Origin of the sequence: Microvirga sp. 17 mud 1-3 (assembly GCF_003151255.1) — a bacterium.
In the GTDB taxonomy this organism is placed as follows: domain Bacteria; phylum Pseudomonadota; class Alphaproteobacteria; order Rhizobiales; family Beijerinckiaceae; genus Microvirga.
On the sequence record NZ_CP029481.1, the window covers coordinates 539,391 to 558,025 of the forward strand.

An 18,635-nucleotide genomic window follows, 5' to 3' on the forward strand; every position below is an offset into this window, starting at 1 on the left:
GCGGCTCGGATCCTGAGCCACGTATGAAATTCACTCGCGTCCAGACTTTCTGCCTCTGGAGAGTATTCCACCATATCGTATGACGTTGCCGCATAAGACTGGCCAGGGTGAAATTTCAAATTGTTCTGTTATGCGTGAGCAGCTCTATAACTGCCGTCCAACGAAGCGCATGATTTAACTTGTCATGGCTCTCGTATGCCTTCATCCAGACCCCGGAGAAGGGGATATAGGAAGTAGGACATGACGGTTCGCTGGCCAACCTTGACTTCTGCCTGAACGGACATGCCCGGGAGAAGGCGAAAGTCAGCCGGCGTGTCGCGAAGTTGAGTATCGTCGAGGCTCAGGCGAGCCTTGTACAAGAGATTCCCGGCCGCCTCGGAACCCTTCTCCTTATCCCCCGGAAAAGCGTCGTGGCTGATGGTTCTCACGGTGCCCGTGGCAGTCCCATGCTTCTGGAAGGGAAAGGCCTCGAACTTGATCCGGGCCGTCTGCCCGGTTCCGATATGGCCGATATCCTTGGGCTCGATCGATACCTCCGCTTCAAGGGGCACGTTGGAGGGGACGAGCACGAAAAGCGGCTCTGCCTGGCGTATGACCGAACCGACCGAACGCTGGGCGACTTCCAAGACGATAGCATCGGTCGGAGCCGTAAGAGAAACGAGGTTCCGGCGGAGCTCGGCTTTCTTCAATTCCTCCGCAGCCGCATCCCGCCGGCCGCGTGCCTCGACCAGCGACTCCAATGTGGCGCGCGTAAAATCGTTGATGAATTCCTGGCGTTGCGACCGGGCCTTCTCAAGCTCGTGCCCAGCTTCGACTTGAGCACCTTTCGTTCGCGCCAGCATAGCCTCCACATCGAGCCTCATGTCGCGAGCCTGAAGAAGATTGAGCTTCGAGCCGGTTTGATGCTCCAGGAGGACCATGCGCATCTGCTCGATATCCTGAATGCCAGTGAGCCTTTGTGACAAGATGGCCTCTTCTTGGCGGCTTTTTGCAAGACTGGCTTCCGAGCGCGCGATTTCCTCATCCAGATTGCGCAGACGGCTTTCACTAAAGGCTTTGCGTTGGGCCGCAAGCTTGGCTTCGACAAGCTGCTCGGGGCTTGATGGATTGGAAGGCTGGTAGGTTCGGTCGGCAAGCTCGGCCTCAAGCCTTTGCACCATAGCGTCGGCCGCATTGAACTTGGTCTGCACCTGTTGGACATCTGCTTCCGTGAAAGTGGGGTCTAGGACCCCAAGAAGCTGCCCGGCCGTGACCGCTTGGCCAACCTTGACCTTAACGCTCCTGACGACGGAGTTCTCAAGAGGCTGGATGATGATGTTCGGTTCTGTGGTGATCAGCTTGCCTTTGGCAACAGCGATCTCGTCGATTTCTGTGAGGCTGGCCCAGAGTATGGCCGTGCCGATGAGCGCAGTCGTGAAATAGAGCGTCAGCCGTGCAATTCTTGGTGGAGCGCGTTCCTCGACCTCAACGGCATCGGGCTGGAATTCCACCACATGGGCAGGGCGCTTCTTCGGTACAGGCGGCAGGATCTGCGGTGCAGGAACCTTTTCGCCGGACATGGGGCGGGTCGGAATCATGCCGCGTGCCTCGTTTGCTGGTTCCATAGATGGCGGTAGGTCGTGCACGAACTGAGGAGCTGATCGTGCCGACCCGCAGCGATGAGGCGTCCCCTGTCCACGACCAGAATGGCATTCGCATCCACGAGAGTGGACAGGCGGTGGGACACGATCAGCACGGTTCTTCCCTCGGCAATCTTCCGAAGGTTCTGCCTGATGATCATTTCGCTGTCCGGATCGAGGGCGCTCGTCGCCTCATCGAGGATGAGCAGGCGCGGGTCCGTCACAAGGGCCCGGGCGATCGCAAGGCGCTGCTTCTGGCCGCCGGATAGATTTTCCGCATTCTCTTCAAGCATCGTGTCGAATCCACGAGGCATGCGCTCGATGAATTCTTCCGCGCCGGCTGCCTTGGCTGCCCAGGCAATCTCCTCAAAGCTTGCCGACGGCTTCGCGGCCGCGATGTTTTCCCGAATAGTTCCTCGGAACAAGAAGTTGTCCTGCAGAACGACGCCGACGCACTTGCGAAGGTGAGCCAGATCGAGTTCCCGGATATCGTGACCGTCGATCCGGACGAGGCCTTTCTGGACCGCGTAGAGACGTTGAATCAGGCGCGTGATCGTTGTCTTACCTGAGCCGCTGCGCCCCACGATGCCAACGATGCTGCCTGCCTCGATGGTGAACGAGACGTCGTCAAGTGCCGGTGGACGGTCGGGCTGATATCCGAACGACACGTCCTCGAATTGGATCTCTCCCTGAAGAGGAGGGGAGAGGCCCCTTTGCGCCCCATCCGTCTCCGGCCTCTTGTCCATCACTTCCCCGAGCATGCGGACCGAGAGAGCGACCTCCTGATATTCATGCGCCATCGTCAGAATCTGGACGAGGGGCCCCGAAACACGCCCAGCCAGCATGTTGAAGGCAACCAATGCGCCGACGGTCATGGTGTGATCGAAGACATCGAGAGCGCCGAGGGCAATAATGGCGACGCTCATGAATTTCTCGAGAAAACCTGTGAGACTCTGCGCCGCCGCGGAGATCCTCTCGACATTGTAGCGCATCATCACGGACTGGGCCGATGAATTGTCCCAGCTGCGTCGATGGAGCGGCTCCATGGCAAGAGCCTTGATGGTGCGCATGCCGTGAACGGCTTCGACGAGAAGGGCCTGCCGTTCACCTTCCGCTTCATAGAGGGCCTGGAGGCGGCGGCGGAACGGCCCAATGAGAAGCCCGATCGTCACGGCAACACAGGCTGTGAACGCCAGAACCACAATTGTCAGCTTGACGCTGTAGAGCAGCAGAACGGGAATAAAGACCAGAAGGGAAAGGCCGTCGAGAATGGCCGTGAAGAGGCGGCCGGTCAGAAACTCCCGGATCCGATTGGCCTGCTGCATGTGCTTGATAAGAACGCCAGCAGGGATCCTCTCGAAAAATCCGAGGGGAAGCGAGAGAAGGTGCGCGAAAGTCCTAACGGCCACGCGCATGTCGATGCGATTGCTCGCGTAGAGCAGAAGATATTTTCTGAGAAAGCTGAAGACGGCATCGAACGCGAGTGCCAGCGCGACGCCGCCCGCAAGAACGTAAAGCGTTGCATAGGACTCGTGCATCAAAACCTTGTCGATCACGAGCTGGGAGAAGATCGGAACCGCGAGGCCCAAGGCATAGAGGACGAGCGCGGCTGCGATCACGTCCGTGAAAAGCCGGCGTTGACGTATCAGTTCGGGCGCAAACCATAGGAAGCCGAAGGGCCGCGTTGGATCCTTCAGACTTTTGCGGGCAGGCTTAACGAGGATGACGTCCCCATGCCAGGCTGCAGAGAAGTCATTTTCGTCCAGGTGCAATGGCTCGGGACGCGCGGCTTTGGGATCAAAGACGATGATCCTGTCGCCTTGGTCGCTTCTGTCGACACCTGCGACGACGACCCAATTGCCGTTTGCCAGGAGAGCGAGAGCCGGAAAAGCCGCGCCGAGCCCGAGGAGATCGGGCCATCCCAGATTGACCTTGCGGGCCCGCAGGCCCGATTCCCGCGCCATACGCAGGAGGAGCTGCCAGGAAACAGGCTCGTCCGTAATGGCATACGAATGAGCCAGTTGCTCGATGGTCAGGTCGGTGCCGTGGTGACGGGCGACTGCTACAAGGCAATGCAGGCCTGTTTCGGTTTCTGCGCCCACAGGATCGCCTCACGCTTAAGAAGAGAAATTGGGTGAGGAGTTGCGCTGTCCGTTCATGAACGGCGCCGCATCACCTTTTCGAGGCAGATGAGAGGCAGCGTCCTGTGGAGCCTGTGTCTGCTTGATGGCGCCGGCATCGATAAGGCCCTGCAGCGCCTTTTGCATCAGCTCGACCGAGTTCGCGAATGCCTCGACTGACATGACGATGCGCTGACGCAGCACGGGCTTAGGATTGTTCTTTGCATCGCGCTCTGTCGGCGACAGGCTCATGAGATCGACTCTCACGATCGGGCCTGTAACGGTGATCTCGGCAATGCCGTCCGAATAGACTTCCTGGTGCATGGGGGGCCTTCTGGTTTAACGGGGGTGGAGAAATATCTGAACGAGAGTGTGTTTGATCGTCGGAAGGTCCATGTGCTGCCCGCGCGTGAACCTTGCTTTGGCGGCATGCTCCGGAGAGAAGCATCGCGAGATGGAGGGCACGCGAACCAACACCGCGTGCTGTGGAGCGGCGGTTCCCGTTCCGGATGCAGATCGGCAAAGGGTGGGAGATCCCGTCCCAACCATTCGGAGGCTGTCCTCATCGAGCGTCCGCCAGTTGTCCTGGCTGTGTTGCCCTCCCAACATCAGCATCGCCAACCTCTCCAAGGCAAAGCCGTTGTGCCGCGCTCGTATAGGGTGTCACTTCAGAAATAGTCTTGGAAGTAGAAATTCCTTAGAGAACGTGTCCCTTAATGGGTATAGCCTGGAACAGAGGGCTCCGCGTCTTGAGGGATAGAGCAAATGTAGGCAGGAGACGCTGCCTATGCCTGACAAGCTTTCCTGCCAATGGCCTCTCTCATCTGCTTCAAGGAGCATTGTCTGAGTGCCTAAAGCTCGGTCCGGATGGCCGGTAGGCGGTTCTCGAAATGTGATGGCACGCGACGGTTGGGGGCGGCTCCTTACCTCGTGCGGAAGGCTCTAGATCCCCGATTGGCGGCTGATCGCGTGCTGGACCGATCGCAGGGCGTTCCAGCCTCTCGTGCCGATGGTGCGTTTGCCGGCAAGCTTCATCCACGGCCAAGAATATTTGATGTCAGGGCATGTTGAGAGCGCATATGTTCGGATCTGGTCGGAAAGATCCGGTAATCCTTCGTTGAAGGCAGTGCTCGCGCGTTTGATCGCGGCATGTCCAAATGACCGGTCAACATGCTGGCGAAGTTTGTCTGCGTCCGGCAGGGCCGATCCATCGTTCTCGAAGAAGTAGTCGATCGCGGCCTTTCGCTGTTGCAGGTCCGGAAAGACATTGGACATGTATCCTTGGGACATATTGCTTCTGTGCAGGCGATAGACTGCCTGGTGGGCGTTTACAAAGCCGACAGATCCGTGCGCTGCCAGGCGGAACCACATTTCCATATCGCCGCTATGGGGAAGCTCAGGCCGGTAGCCGCCGACCTGCTTCTGCAGGCTTGTTCGGACAACGGCTGTGGCTGTGGGAACAATGTTGGCCGCGCCACTGAAGGCGATGAACTCAGAGCCCTTCATCGTGCGATGCTTGGTTGTTTGCGTTAGCCGCCGCATAGGATCCATCGGCACCAACTCTCCATCTTCGTGGAGCAGGAACGCATTTCCGAATGAGAAGCTGATTTCGGGCTCGCTCTCCATAACAAGGGTCGCCCGTTCCAGTGCGCCCGGCAAAAGATAGTCGTCCGCCGACAGGAGCAGGAAGTAGTCCCGTGAGGCCCATTCGATGCCCTCGTTGTAGGTCGCGATGTGGCCCTTGTTGTCGGCATGCCGATGAAATGTGACCCGCGAATCCTCCCGCGCCAGCGCCTCGCCGACTTCAGGAGTGTGGTCGGGGGAGGCATCGTCCAGAACCAGCACGCGGACCTCGACGCCGGATTGGGTTAGGATGCTCTCCACGCATTGCCTCAGGAAATGTCCGTAGCGATAGCAAGGCACAACGACATCGACTGAACGCATCGCGAAATTCTCCTGCCAGGATCGCGGCTCCGTTATGCATCGTTCACGGCCGGCTGCCCTCTGCGGCGAGCAGATCTCCCGGCCGTTGCCGATGGTCATTCGTCTCGGTGCGAAATTCCGATGAACGGATGATGGTTTAATTTAACAGTAAGTAGCGTTCGGCTGCTTATGACTATTATGGATAGTCATGGCCACGCCTGCTGATTGGAGGGGGCAGCTTAGACTGTGTATCTGGTCGCGAGAGCGCCGGACAGTTTCGAATCATCTTTATAAAAATGTTTATTCGCGTACCAAAGCTAAGAGAATGTCCAAATTTCGCACGCTTTTGCTTCACGCATCAGCAATTTCGGTCGAGAGATTGCACGGTGTCTATGTAGGGATAGTTCAGCCCACTGGGCTCGCGGTCTGCCGAGCCTGGCCCTGAATCGGTTGGCGGTCATTCACCATGAAGGCTCGGAGCCTCTTCGTCTCGACCGCGTATCAAAAGGTCTTTGGTGACCGACGAGATGGACAGGAATAGCAGGGTCACGGCGAGGGGCAGATAAAGCAGGCGACTGCCACCCCATTCGAAAAAGATGGTTCCGGCAATCCCACCGACGAAGAACGAGCATAACAGAAGCCCCAGAAGCTTGAGTTTCCCCCGGTCCGCCAGGACCCGCGGCTTCGAATGATCCTGGTTCACGTAGCAGAACTTGCCGAGTTCGATGCCGATATCCGTCACGATGCCCGTGACATGTGTCGTTCGCATGCGGGCCCCGGAGATTTTCGTCACCGTGGCGTTCTGCAGCCCCATGATGAAGCAGAGCCAGGCGATCATCGCCGATGTAAAAGTCCAGGGCGACGTCAAGGCCCAGCCGTAGAGTCCAAAGGCCAGGAGCATCAGGCCTTCGAGCAGTAAGGGCAGGGCGTACTGGCTATCCAGGCCGCGTCGTCGGCCCCAGTTGATCAGGATGGCTGAGCAGGCCGCTCCAAGAGTAAATGAGCCGAGCGCCCCGAAGCCGAGCAGAAAAAGATCTAGCACGCCCAAAGCGAGGTGGTCGGCCATGCTTGAGACGATTCCCGACATGTGCGAGGTGTATTGCCCGACCGCAAGAAATCCCCCTGCATTGATGGCGCCGGCGACAAAGGTGAGGACCATGCCGAGTTGCAGGTCGGCCGCGCCCGTCCGCCTGGAGGATGCGACCGATCCGACGAGGGACACGGATCGAGCCGCGAGCCCCTTCCCGAGGACGTACTTCCTACCGTGCTGCCGTTGAGCCTTCGTCACGAGTCGCCTCTTATCTGCCCCTTCTCCCGCAGGGTGCTTCCATCCTGACAGGCGGTCCACTGTTTCTCATTGCGCAATGGTCGAGGACGAGGCGCGTTGGCCTGAAAGTGGAAAGGTGATCGTCTCCATGATCGAAACCTCTCCGACGGGTTCGGCCAGTGAATTGCTGCCGACAAAGACCTGGATCGCTCCAGCCTCGACCCAGTAGGTGCCGTCATCCTGATGGAAGCCCAGCGATTCTACAGGGACCCGCAGGGTAACGCGCTTTGCCTCTCCTGGTGCAAGGGCGATCTTCTCGAAGGCCTTCAACTCGCGCAAGGGGCGGCTCCGGCTCGCGATAGGATCCCGGGTATAGAGTTGCACGACCTCTTGGCCGGAGCGAGCACCCGTGTTGGTGACGGTCACGGTCAATTCCAGCGTGTCCCCGGCCCTGAGGCGGCGTTTCTTGAAAGCCGGGTCGCCATAGGAGAAATGAGTATAGCTCAGTCCCCAACCGAACGGGTAAAGGGGCGTAATCGGCGCATCGACGTATTTCAGCGTGAACCGGTTGTCCTCCAGGGTCGGACGGCCTGTGGGCAGGCGATTGTAATAGATCGGCAGCTGCCCGACCGTGCGTGGCCACGTGACGGGCAGTTTCCCGCTCGGACTGGCGTCTCCGAACAGGATATCGGCGACCGCTGGACCGCCCTCGGTCCCCGGATACCAGGCCATCAGGATGGACGGGATCAGGTCCGCAACCGCGCCGAGTTCCAGGGGGCGCCCCCCGACGATCACCAGCGCCACGGGCTTTCCGGTCGCCGCAAGCGCCTTCAAGGCCTCCGCCTGATGGCCGTTGAGGGTCAGGTGAGCGCGAGAGGCCGCCTCGCCCGAAAGATCGACCGGTTCTCCGAACACCGCGATGGTCAGGTCCGACTCCTTGGCGGCCTCGATCGCTGCCGGAAGGCTGTCCTGATTGTGGCAGAAGAGGTCGCAGCCGGGCGCGAACCTGACCTTGATTCCATCCCGGTCCGCCCTGCGACGAACACCCTCGAGAATCGAGACGCTGTCCTGCGCATGGCCCCGGGCCCCGTGGGGGCCGAACTGGTCCTGAGGCGCGTCCGCAAGAGGGCCGACGACCGCAATCGAGCGGACCGAGGACGGAATGGGCAGAACGTCATTCCTGTTCTGCAGGAGAACCAGGGTCTCGCGGGCTACCTCCCGCGCGGCCTTGCGCGCTTCCGGTGAGGGAAATGAGGAATCCACATGCTGCGGATCGACGTCGGGGCGATCGAACAATCCGAGGCGCATTTTGACCCGCAATACGCGCCTGACCGCTTCATCGACAGCGCTTTCCGGCACTCGTCCGGCCTGGACCTCTTCAGGGAGATACTGGATATAGAGCTTGCCCATCATATCCATGTCGACGCCGGCAAGGAGCGCCTTTCGCGCCGCTTCCGCCCCGTCGGCCGCAACGCCATGGCCGACCAGCTCCTTGATCCCGGCCCAGTCCGAGGTGACGAAGCCGTCGAACCCCCATTGGCGGCGCAGCACATCGGTCTGAAGCCAGGGATTGGCCGTCGACGGGACACCGTTCAGGGCGTTGAAGGCCGCCATGAAGCTGACGGATCCCGCCTCGACGGCCGCACGGAACGGTGGGAGATAGGTGTCATACATCTCCGCCCGCGGGATATAGGTGGTGTCATAGTCGCGCCCGCCCTGGGGAGCTCCATACCCGGCAAAGTGCTTGGTGGCGGTGGCGAGGCCGCCTTTCCGGAAGCCCTCTACCCGAGCGGCCGTGAGAACGGAGCCGAGATAGGGGTCTTCGCCGAAGCCTTCTACGATCCGGCCCCACCGGCTGTCGCGGGAGAGGTCCGCCATGGGCGCGAAGGTCCATTGGACGCCGACATAGGACGCCTCCCGCGCGGCCCATTCGGAGGCCAGGCTTGAAAGCCTGGGGTTGAAGGCTGCGGCCTCTCCCAGAGGAATCGGGAACTGGGTGCGAAAGCCGTGCAGCACGTCGAGGCCGAACAGGATCGGGATCTTGAGCCGGGATTGCCGGGCGGTGGCCTGGGCACGGGCGATGTCCTGGGCGTTGTTGAAGTTGAGCAGGGCACCCACCCGTCCCGCGGAGATGTCCTCCCATTGGAGGGGAGGGCCATTGGACACCAGGTTGAGCTGGCCGACCTTCTCTTCCAGGGTCATCTTGCCGAGAAGCTCGTCGACTTTCCGCTCGACGTCGTCCTGAGCCCGGAGAGCGGTCGCGGCGCCGATCAGGAGAAGGCCGGCAAGGCTCAGCCGCAGGGAGAGGGAAACACCGATACGCCGCACAACGATCTCCTCGAGACAGCACGGAAACTTTATCGCGGGGAGATCCCGCAGACCGCTCGTTCATGCTAAATAGGACATTTATGGGGAATGACGCGAGTTCTGTGCCCGGTCAACGCCATCCTCATCAGTCACGATCCGACGTGCTAAGTTTCTCGTGCCAAGTATCTCGTGCCATGTATCTGTTGCCGCCAAACCTGAGGCTTCTTCTCGCAGCCTCCTGTTTCACTCTGGTCCTCCTGGGCGGGGTCATCGGAGCGGCTGCCGTTTTGGGGCAGAGCGAGCTCGTGGCGATCTCCGCCATCGCCCTGACGGCCGTGGCTCTGGGGAGCATTCTCATGCTCGGCTGGCAGGCCGCGCGGCTCGTTCAGGCCCAAGGGCGCCTCTTGGATCGGCTCTCGGGACGCCTGACCGTTTTCGAAGAGACACCGGAGCCTCAGGTGGCCGTCGCGCCGCCCGCCCCGGAGAGCAGACCGAAACCTCCGGATGAGGACGTGCGCCATGCCCAGCAGGCTGAGGCCTTCGGGCGCCTTTGGAATGGGATTGCGCATGACCTCAACAACCGGCTCACGGTTATCGCCGGCAGCATGGATACCGTCGTCCGGCAGATGAAGGATCAGCCTGCCGTGCAGCGCAGGCTCCTTTCAGCGCTTGTCGCGGCCGACCAGGCTGCTGCGCTCATTGCCCGGTCAAGCGCCTTCGTGCAGCCGCGGGGCCAGAAGACACAGCATGTGAACCTTGCCGAAAGGGTCGAGTCCCTTGCCGCGCTGATGAGCCGTACTCTCCTGCGGGACACCGTGGAACTGCGACTGAGTTTGGAGGAGGGACTCTGGGGCACACAGGCCGATCCGGGCGATCTCGATACGGCCATCGTGACCCTTTGCGCCAATCTGCGGGATTCCCTCATGCAGGGGGATGCGATCACCATCGAGGCCAAGAACGTTACGGTCTCCAAAGGCGCCCTGTCCCGCACCGATCTTGAAGGGGATTTCGTCCGGATCACCATCGGCGCCAACATGTCCGGCGAGGTGCCGACAGGTTCCGGCACGCGGTCCGACAACATCTTCACCATGCAGGATATGGACCTCGCGAGTTGGGTCGAGTTCAACCGGAGCCTGCATTTCCTCCAGCCTCTCGGTGGAATGGCGGAGGTCGCGACCCTCGGCCCGAAATCCGTTGTCGCGCTTTACTTGCCGAGGGCAAAGGCGCCCGCGCATGCTCCCTTCCCGGCGCGGGTCGAGGAGGGAGTGGACGGAAAGGCTCCGAGCCGCACCGAAATTCTGGTCGTGGATGACGAAATCGAGGTTGCGCTCGCTTTCCAGGCTATGTTGGAGGAGCTCGGCTATCTCGTCCGCATCGGGACGGAGGCAGGTCAGGTGCTGAAGTCCCTGAAGACCCGCAAGCCGGGACTGCTCCTGGCCGGTGTTTCCATGCCGGGCCCCATGAGCGGGATTGCGCTGGCCCGCGAAGCCCGCAGCATCGTTCCCGGGCTTCCTGTCGTGCTGATTACGGGAAATCCCAGCGTCACCGAAAGCGACAGCGAGTTTCCGCTTCTTCGAAAGCCTATTGCCAGCCGGGATCTCCATGTGGCGATCCAAAGGCAGCTTGTGCCTGATGCGGGGAAAGTCGTTTCCCTGTTTCCCAGGGCCTCGCGACGGGTGCCCTAAATCACAGGGCGATTGCGGTATTTTCGAGTTTGGCCGGGGAGGCCAGGGCAGCCTCGACCAGGGCTGCGAACAGGCGTTGCTGGTGTCGTTTCCAGACCAGGAGTTCCGGGTGCCACTGGACCCCGAGGAGGAAGCGGGGGCCTTCGCCTTCGATAGCCTGGACGATCCCGCTTTCATCCTCGGCCGCAACCGCGAGACCATTTCCGAGTCTGTCGACGGATTGGTGATGAAGGGCATTCACGCGGCAGGGATTGCAGCCCAGGATCCTGTCCAGGCGTGAGCCGGGCACCACGGAAATGCGCTTGCGGGGCAGGACGGTCCTCATCTTGGGAGCCTGCATATAAACCTCGTAGATATCCGTGTGGAGCGTTCCTCCCAGGGCGACATTGATCATCTGTGAGCCCCGGCAGATTCCGAGAACCGGAACCTGTGACGGTAGCGCTACCTTCAGGAGATTGAGCTCCAGTTTGTCCCGGTCGGGATCGATTCGAACGTCGGGCAGGACCTTCCCGCCATAAATCTCGGCGCCGATATCGTCGCCGCCGCCGATCACCACCCCTTGCAGAGGCTCCTCCGGCAGGGGGTGGCCTGCCATGAGCCTGACCGCACGGGCGCCTGCACGGACGAGGGCCAGATGATGCATGAGATAGCTGCGCCACCCGCCCTGTCGTGAGGTTGTGACGCCGATGAGGGGCTTGGTCATGGCAGTGCGATACGTTCCACGATGTTGGCCCAGCTCTTGTCTTCTCCGGCAAAGGTGAGGAAGGCGGCGCCTAGGGCATTCAGCCGGTCACGATCCTCCGCCAGCCGCTCCACGGCGACCCAGCGGTTCCATTCCGGCGCGATGCTCCAGCCCGCGTCGCTGACGCGGGCATCAGGCAGTCGGTAGTGGAAAGTGGGGCGGCCGTTGATCTTCTCGTTGGGCAGCGCGGCCCGCACGCGTGGTGCATCGAAATGGTGCAGGAGCGGCAGGAGATCGAGATCCCGGTTCCGGGTCGGGTTGGCAGCCAGGTAATCATCGATGAAGGTGGCCATGTCCGGCCAGTACTCTGGTGCGACGATGTGGCGGACATAACCTGCCGGGAAGGGAGCGGCGAAGCCCAGCAGGTCGCGGGTTGCGTCTGGCGCGACCTCGCGGCGCAGCCAGGGGTTCAGCAGAACGAAGCTTTTCAGGACGGCCAAGGCCGTTTGCGCATCTTGGCGCGCAATTTCAGGGTTGAAATGCAGGCCGAAGGCATAGAAGGCCGCGTCCTGTGTTCCTTTCGCGCCGATGCCTCGCAGAACCGAAAGAACCTGGTCGATATCCTGCAGCCGGTCCATGGGAACGGGTGAGGTCACGAGCTCGCAGGGAACGATGTAGCTCGCCGCAAAACCGAACCATGCGGCAATGCGTGGCAGAAACCCGCTTTTTCCCTCGCTACTTTTGCTCGGGTGCAGCATGCGGCTGTCAAGCTCGATCGAAAGATCGCCGGCATTTGATCCCGTCAGCCGGTAGGCGTGAGGATCCTCCTCGACGATCCGTCCGCCAAAAGCGCGCTGAACGGCCTGCACGGCCGCCTCGGCCGAGGGCCCGGCAAACTCGACCTCGACGCCGACCGTGCGCATCTGTCCCGCCCCGTTTCGGAGCGTGGGAGGGAGAAGGAATTCGATCGAGGTAGGAAGCGCGGCCTGCGCCATCAGGAGCTCCGTGACGAACTGCCCAGGTGAACGAGCGCCGCACGGCGAGGTTCCGGTTTCACGACGATGCTGGGTCCGGGGTGTGGCGTTTCGTCCGCCGTTCGGGCTAAAAGCCCCGAAAGCGCCTTCCATGAGCATTTCCGATATGTCGAAAACGGATAAGTCCCTCTGGGCGGCCGAGCTGCGCGCGACTCTTGCGCTCAGCTGGCCCCTGGTCCTGACGAACCTGGCCCAGAACGCCCTCATGACGTCCGATGTCATCCTCATGGGCTGGCTCGGCTCGGAGGCTCTTGCGGCGGGTGCCCTGGGGACGAACCTCTATTTCGCGTTCCTGATCTTCGGAATCGGCCTGATCAATGCCACATCGCCTCTGATCGCCGAGGAGCTCGGCCGCAAGCGACATTCGGTCCGGGACGTGCGCCGGACGGTCCGACAGGGGTTTTGGGCCTCTGTCACCGTCGCAATTCCGATCTGGCTGCTGGCCTGGAACGGGGAGGCGCTCCTCCTGGCAATGGGCCAGGAGCCGGCCCTTGCCCATGCGGCCGGGGGGTATATTCGGGCCCTGCAGTGGAGCCTGCTGCCCTTCCTCCTCTCTCTGGTTCTGCGTTCCTTCATGTCGGCCCTGGAGCGGCCCGGATGGGCCTTGGTCATCGGCGTGCTCGCCGTTCCGGTGAATTTCGGAGCCGCTTATGTGCTGATGCTTGGCAAATTCGGCCTGCCGGCCCTCGGCCTTGTCGGTGCCGGCATCGGGACCGTCATATCGAGCAGCTTCATGTTTCTCAGCCTCGCCCTGGTCGTCGTCTACGACCGGCGCTTCCGGCGCTATCACCTCTTCGGGCGTTTCTGGCGTCCCGACTGGCAGCGCTACCGGACCCTGTGGCGGATCGGGGCCCCTATCGGCCTGACGGTCGCGTTCGAGGTCACGATCTTCAACGCCGCAGCCCTGTTCATGGGCTGGATCGGCGCCAATGAACTCGCGGCTCATGCCATTGCGCTTCAGATCGCCTCGTTCTGCTTCATGGTGCCGTTCGGTATCGGCCAGGCCGTAACCGTGCGGGTTGGGCGCGCCTTTGGGGCGCAGGATGCGCAGGGCGTAACCCGCGCCGGATGGACGGCCTTCGGCCTCGGCGTCGGCTTCATGATTTTGTCGGCCATGCTCATGCTCTTCGCCCCGCACTTGCTGATCGGGGCCTTTCTCGACCTCGCCGATCCTCGCAATGGCCCCGTGCTCCAGTTTGCCGTCTCATTCCTGACGCTTGCGGCCATATTCCAGCTGGCAGACGGAGCGCAGGCCGTCGGAGCAGGCATGCTACGGGGCCTCCAGGACACCCGCGTGCCGATGGTGTTCGCGGCTCTGGGCTACTGGGGCATCGGCCTGCCCCTGGGGCTGGCTCTTGCGTTCGGAACTGGTCTCCGTGGCGTGGGGATTTGGATTGGACTCGCTGCCGGGCTCGCCGTCGTGGCGTCTCTCATGCTCTGGCGTTGGCTGCGCCGTGACCGTCTGGGTCTGACCGAGCTGCCCATCGAAGACGCGCTCGCACGCTGAGGGTCCGGGCCCACTCGGAAAAGGTCAATCGGCTAAGCCGAGGGCATGGCAACTCGCTCAGTTTGCGTCATTTAAACGAAATAACATTATAAGTAAACGATAGGATATAACTTTATGCATCCTGTAGAGTTTTAAGATGATCTTAAGGATTAGCTTGGCGGTAAAAAGTAAGGCCACGTAAGGGAAAATCAGCTTCGCCTTATTCTCGCCCCTTTATCAGTCAGCTTTGCGGCAAGCACAAAGGAAGGGGAGCTTAATCCTTGAATAACATCCTCGCCCGCGCGCCTATTCTGGTGCCACTTCTTTTCGTTGCAGCTTGCAACACAACAGCGGGAGGACCGGTCAGTACCGGATCGGTCTCCTCAGTCGCCGAGAAGGCGTTTCAGAAAGGGACTGCCTCCTGGTACGGACCTGGTTTCCACGGTCGCCGCACAGCGAGCGGCGAAAAGTTCAATTCGCTGGCCATGACTGCTGCGCACAGGTCGCTGCCGTTCGGCACGAAGGTCCGCGTAGTGAACGAGAAGAATGGTCGTTCGGTCGTGGTCCGCGTCAATGATCGTGGGCCGTTCGCACGGCACCGGATCATCGATCTGGCCAAGGGACCGGCACAGGAACTCGGCCTGACCTCCAGCGGAACGGCCTACGTCTCCCTGCATCGGCTCGACTAAGGTTAGGCCCTTCTTAATTCCTTACGGCGATCCTTGGGCTGATTCGGGCCAAGGGTTGCATAAATGGATTCCAGATCGTTCTCGCCGTCGAACGTTGTCCGCTTTCCGGGCCCGCGCTCGACGAATTCCCCACGACGTGACCAGAAGAGCCTGATGGATGCCGTCTATGCGGCTGGCTCCCTGCCTATTGCCGCGGAGGACAGGACGACGAAGACCCTGGCAACGCGCCTGACCATTTTCGGGTTCGTGACCCTCGACGAGGTGCAGGCGGACGGCAGCGTCCGCCGTCTGCGTCCGTCGGAGGCGATCCATCTCTCGACCGAGCATCCGTGGCGGATATCGCGGCCCTCGAGTCGCTATGCGATCGGCAACGATTTTCCGGCATCCGATCTGGAGCTCTTCGCAGCCCAGATGGGATAAGGACTCGTCTTTCCGACTCTCTGCTCTAGTCTGAAGATCTCGACGATCCGAGGTCCTTCTTATTGGACCGGGGCAGGGGGCGGAAAACATGCATCTGGTGCAGATTCTCTTACCGTTGGCTGACAATGCCGGGCGCCGCTTCGCCAGCGCCGAATATGGACATGTCCGTTCCGAAATGTCGGAGCGCTTCGGTGGAATTACCAGCTTCACGCGCGCGCCTGCAGAAGGCACGTGGAAAGAGGGCGGCCATACCGCACATGACGATATCGTGGTCTTCGAAGTGATGGCACGCGAGATCGATCATGCGTGGTGGGAAAAGTATCGGGCGGAGCTCGAGCGCCGTTTCCAGCAGGAAACCATCGTCATCCGTGCAATCAAGGTCGAGATGCTCTAGCGGCGGAACCTTCGCGGCGGCGCTTGGCTTGTCTGATTGAAAGGAGCAGTGATGATGGCGAAACCCCTGATCGTGTCCATTCCCCATAACCTGGGCAAGGCCGAGGCGACACGTCGTCTGCATGGGGGACTGTCGAGCCTGAAATCCCAGTTCGGTGACAAGATCGCGTCCATCGAGGAAAGCTGGTCCGGCGACCGCATGGCATTCCAGGTCGGAGCCTTGGGGCAATCGATTTCCGGCCATATGGACGTCATGGAAGATCAGGTCCGGGTGGAAGTGCAATTGCCCTGGATTCTGTCGATGATCGCCGAAAAGGCCAAAGGGTTTATCCGCCAGCAGGGCACATTGATGCTCGAGAAGAAGTAGCCCCCGATCCTGAATAGTTGTTCATTTATATGAATGCGCTTGGAACTAAGTCGCATCTTTGGCGTTGATTGAGTGATTGCGACTGCGACCCTTCTGAGTCCGGTCGGCCAATACCAATGTCTTGCAAATCTCCGGACTGATCTTCTGTCCGCTCGTAACAACCTGCTTCACTTGAGGATCGCGCCATGCTCGAGCGTTCGATAACGCAGCCGCATGTTCTCCCGTCATCTGCCGAGCCTGCCAATCGAATGCCTCTCCTCGTCTGCTTTTCCCATCTGCGATGGGATTTTGTCTGGCAAAGGCCACAGCATCTTCTCAGCCGCGCCGCGCGCCAGTATCGCGTGCTGGTGATCGAAGAACCAATCTACAAGCCTGGTGCAAAGCCGCACATGGATATGAGCCCGCGTCCGCAGGGTGTTACGATTGCTGTCCCAATCCTGCCGGAGGGTATGGACCATCGCGACGCCCTCGCGGAGCAGCATGATCTGATCGAGCGTTTGATCGGACGTGAGGCCGCAGAGCCGCGTGTGTTCTGGTACTATACGCCCATGGCACTCGCCTTTACGAGCGACCTGGAATGCGATCTGTGCATCTACGATAACATGGATGAGCTCTCGCTGTTCAGAGGCGCATCACAAGAGCTTCTCACCTTGGAAGAGGAACTGTTCGCCCGCTGCGATCTCGTCTTCACGGGTGGCATGAGCCTCTATGAGGCCAAACGTGGCCGCCATCACAGCATTCACGCGTTCCCGTCGTCCATCGATTTCACGCATTTCGCAAAGGCGCGTAGCATCAAGAAGGACCCGGCGGATCAAGCGGGCATTCCGCATCCACGCCTCGGCTTCTTCGGGGTCATTGACGAGCGCATGGATATTGATCTGGTCGGTCAGGTTGCGGACATGCGCCCCGATTGGCATCTGATCATGATCGGCCCTGTCGTGAAAATCGATCCTGTCTCTTTGCCGCAGCGGCCCAACATCCACTGGCTCGGGGGCAAATCCTACAGCGAGTTGCCGCAATATCTCTCAGGATGGGATATCGGCTTCATGCCGTTCGCCCTTAACGAGGCGACGAAGTTCATCAGCCCGACCAAGACTCCGGAATTCCTTGCAGCGGGTGTTCCCGTGATCTCGACGGCGATCACCGACGTGGTGCGACCGTATGGCGAGAAGGGATTGGTCGAGATCGCCGGGAGTGCAGCCGAAGTGACTGCGAAAGCGGATGCGATTTTGCAACGCCGGCGGGATCCGTGGCTCGACAAAGTCGACCGTCATCTCGCATCGGGGTCGTGGGACAAGACCTGGGCGGCCATGCACCGGCTCATGCATGGCATCTCCGGCGATGCGGCGCCGGAGCGCACCGGTTCCTCCCTTCCGGCTTACGCTACGACGCCTGCGGAGTGACGCGAATGTACGACTGGCTAATTGTCGGCGCCGGCTTTGCGGGCAGCGTCCTGGCGGAGCGTCTCGCGAGCGAGCGCAACGAGCGTGTTCTTCTCATTGATCGCAGGCACCATATCGGTGGAAATGCCTATGACCGCTACAATGATGACGGTCTGCTGATCCACCAATACGGACCTCATATCTTCCACACCAATTCCAAGCAGATCTTCGACTACCTCTCCCGCTTCACGGAGTGGCGGTTCTACGAACACCGGGTGCTGGCCGAGGTGGACGGCATGCTGGTGCCGATCCCGATCAATCTGGATACGGTCAACAAGCTCTACGGCCTGAACCTGACATCGGAGGAGCTCCAGGCGTGGTTCGCCGAGCGGGCCGAGAAAGTGCCTGAGATCAAGACCTCCGAAGACGTCGTCGTTTCGGCGGTCGGCCGGGAGCTCTACGAAAAATTCTTCCGCGGCTATACGCGCAAGCAATGGGGGCTCGATCCCTCGGAACTGGACAAGTCCGTCACGTCCCGGGTTCCGACCCGCACGAACAGGGACGACCGTTACTTTGGGGACGAGCTCCAGTTCATGCCCGAGCACGGCTATACGCGCATGTTCGAACGCATGCTCGATCACCCTAACATTCACGTGATGACCCAGACGGATTACGATGACGTCAAAGACGTCATTCCGCATCGCAGGGTCATCTATACGGGACCGATCGACGAGTATTTCGGCTTCCGGTTCGGGCGGCTACCGTACCGCTCTCTTCAGTTCAAGCATGTCACGCTCGATCAGTCGTGGCATCAGCCGGTCGCCGTGGTCAATTATCCGCAGACGAACGACTACACGCGCATCACCGAGTACAAGCACCTGACCGGTCAGGAGCATGCCAGGACGGCCCTGACATACGAATATCCTTCTGCCGAAGGGGATCCCTATTATCCGATCCCGAAGCCCGAGAACCAGGAGCTCTTCAAGAAGTACGAGCGCCTCGCTTTGGCGACGCCGGATGTATGGTTCGTCGGCCGTCTCGCGACTTACCGCTACTACAACATGGACCAGATCGTCGGACAGGCCCTGGCTACCTTCCGGCGCATCAACGAGGCGCTGCCGGTTGAGGCCGATACCGCGACGGTCAAGGCCGTATCGTCGTCGGCCGCCCTCGCCTCGTAAACTTGCGTCTCCACGAAACAGCGCCCGGAAGGATGGGATTCCTTCCGGGCGCTGTTTTTCTTTTGAGCGGGCAGGCCGAG

The 18,635-nt window shown here is 60.7% G+C and carries 16 protein-coding genes; 8 read left to right on the forward strand and 8 right to left on the reverse strand.

Features of this window, described 5'->3' with window-relative positions:
• Window positions 1–182: 182 nt before the first annotated feature.
• The 6 genes from C4E04_RS02450 to bglX all read right to left on the reverse strand — a co-directional run bounded on the left by C4E04_RS02450 (window position 183) and on the right by bglX (window position 9,257).
• On the reverse strand, window positions 183–1,577 hold the full coding sequence (locus C4E04_RS02450; RefSeq protein WP_245416208.1) for an HlyD family type I secretion periplasmic adaptor subunit: 1,395 nt from the start codon (window positions 1,575–1,577) through the stop codon (window positions 183–185).
• Window positions 1,574–3,721, reverse strand: a complete 2,148-nt coding sequence (locus C4E04_RS02455) for a peptidase domain-containing ABC transporter (protein ID WP_109594634.1) — start codon at window positions 3,719–3,721, stop codon at window positions 1,574–1,576. Before C4E04_RS02455 ends, C4E04_RS02450 begins: the two co-directional genes overlap by 4 nt.
• A gap of 15 nt (window positions 3,722–3,736) precedes the next feature.
• A complete protein-coding gene (locus tag C4E04_RS02460) occupies window positions 3,737–4,063 on the reverse strand; it encodes a hypothetical protein (RefSeq protein WP_245416209.1) in 327 nt (108 codons plus the stop codon).
• A gap of 618 nt (window positions 4,064–4,681) precedes the next feature.
• On the reverse strand, window positions 4,682–5,683 hold the full coding sequence (locus C4E04_RS02470; protein ID WP_109600688.1) for a glycosyltransferase family A protein: 1,002 nt from the start codon (window positions 5,681–5,683) through the stop codon (window positions 4,682–4,684).
• Between the two features lie 436 nt (window positions 5,684–6,119).
• On the reverse strand, window positions 6,120–6,950 hold the full coding sequence (locus C4E04_RS02475) for a YoaK family protein (protein ID WP_371682027.1): 831 nt from the start codon (window positions 6,948–6,950) through the stop codon (window positions 6,120–6,122).
• Window positions 6,951–7,016: 66 nt separating this feature from the next.
• Window positions 7,017–9,257, reverse strand: coding sequence for a beta-glucosidase BglX (bglX, locus tag C4E04_RS02480; protein ID WP_109594638.1), 2,241 nt, complete (start codon window positions 9,255–9,257; stop codon window positions 7,017–7,019).
• Window positions 9,258–9,430: 173 nt separating this feature from the next.
• On the opposite strand from bglX, the gene C4E04_RS02485 reads away from it, so the two are divergent.
• Complete coding sequence (locus C4E04_RS02485) at window positions 9,431–10,921, forward strand: response regulator (RefSeq protein WP_162559245.1); 1,491 nt, start codon at window positions 9,431–9,433, stop codon at window positions 10,919–10,921.
• Window position 10,922: 1 nt separating this feature from the next.
• On the opposite strand, the gene C4E04_RS02490 is transcribed toward C4E04_RS02485, so the two are convergent.
• Together C4E04_RS02490 and C4E04_RS02495 are read right to left on the reverse strand one after the other, a co-directional pair.
• Complete coding sequence (locus tag C4E04_RS02490; protein ID WP_109594643.1) at window positions 10,923–11,624, reverse strand: gamma-glutamyl-gamma-aminobutyrate hydrolase family protein; 702 nt, start codon at window positions 11,622–11,624, stop codon at window positions 10,923–10,925.
• A complete protein-coding gene (locus tag C4E04_RS02495) occupies window positions 11,621–12,526 on the reverse strand; it encodes an amidoligase family protein (RefSeq protein WP_109600692.1) in 906 nt (301 codons plus the stop codon). Before C4E04_RS02495 ends, C4E04_RS02490 begins: the two co-directional genes overlap by 4 nt.
• Before the next feature lie 217 nt (window positions 12,527–12,743).
• On the opposite strand from C4E04_RS02495, the gene C4E04_RS02500 reads away from it, so the two are divergent.
• From C4E04_RS02500 to glf, 7 genes are all read left to right on the forward strand, one after another.
• The gene (locus tag C4E04_RS02500) at window positions 12,744–14,144 is read left to right on the forward strand and encodes an MATE family efflux transporter (protein ID WP_245416210.1); all 1,401 of its coding nucleotides are present in this window, start codon (window positions 12,744–12,746) and stop codon (window positions 14,142–14,144) included.
• 260 nt (window positions 14,145–14,404) lie between these two features.
• On the forward strand, window positions 14,405–14,812 hold the full coding sequence (locus C4E04_RS02505; protein ID WP_109594647.1) for a septal ring lytic transglycosylase RlpA family protein: 408 nt from the start codon (window positions 14,405–14,407) through the stop codon (window positions 14,810–14,812).
• 63 nt (window positions 14,813–14,875) lie between these two features.
• Window positions 14,876–15,232 (forward strand): hypothetical protein, encoded by a 357-nt coding sequence (locus C4E04_RS02510; protein WP_162559246.1) that lies wholly within the window; start codon window positions 14,876–14,878, stop codon window positions 15,230–15,232.
• 88 nt (window positions 15,233–15,320) lie between these two features.
• Window positions 15,321–15,626, forward strand: a complete 306-nt coding sequence (locus tag C4E04_RS02515; protein ID WP_109594651.1) for a hypothetical protein — start codon at window positions 15,321–15,323, stop codon at window positions 15,624–15,626.
• Between the two features lie 54 nt (window positions 15,627–15,680).
• Window positions 15,681–15,992: a polyhydroxyalkanoic acid system family protein gene (locus tag C4E04_RS02520; RefSeq protein WP_109600694.1), complete on the forward strand. Its 312-nt coding sequence runs from the start codon at window positions 15,681–15,683 to the stop codon at window positions 15,990–15,992.
• 185 nt (window positions 15,993–16,177) lie between these two features.
• Window positions 16,178–17,395, forward strand: a complete 1,218-nt coding sequence (locus C4E04_RS02525; RefSeq protein ID WP_109594653.1) for a glycosyltransferase — start codon at window positions 16,178–16,180, stop codon at window positions 17,393–17,395.
• Window positions 17,396–17,400: 5 nt separating this feature from the next.
• Window positions 17,401–18,555, forward strand: coding sequence for a UDP-galactopyranose mutase (gene glf, locus C4E04_RS02530; RefSeq protein WP_109594655.1), 1,155 nt, complete (start codon window positions 17,401–17,403; stop codon window positions 18,553–18,555).
• Window positions 18,556–18,635 lie beyond the last annotated feature (80 nt).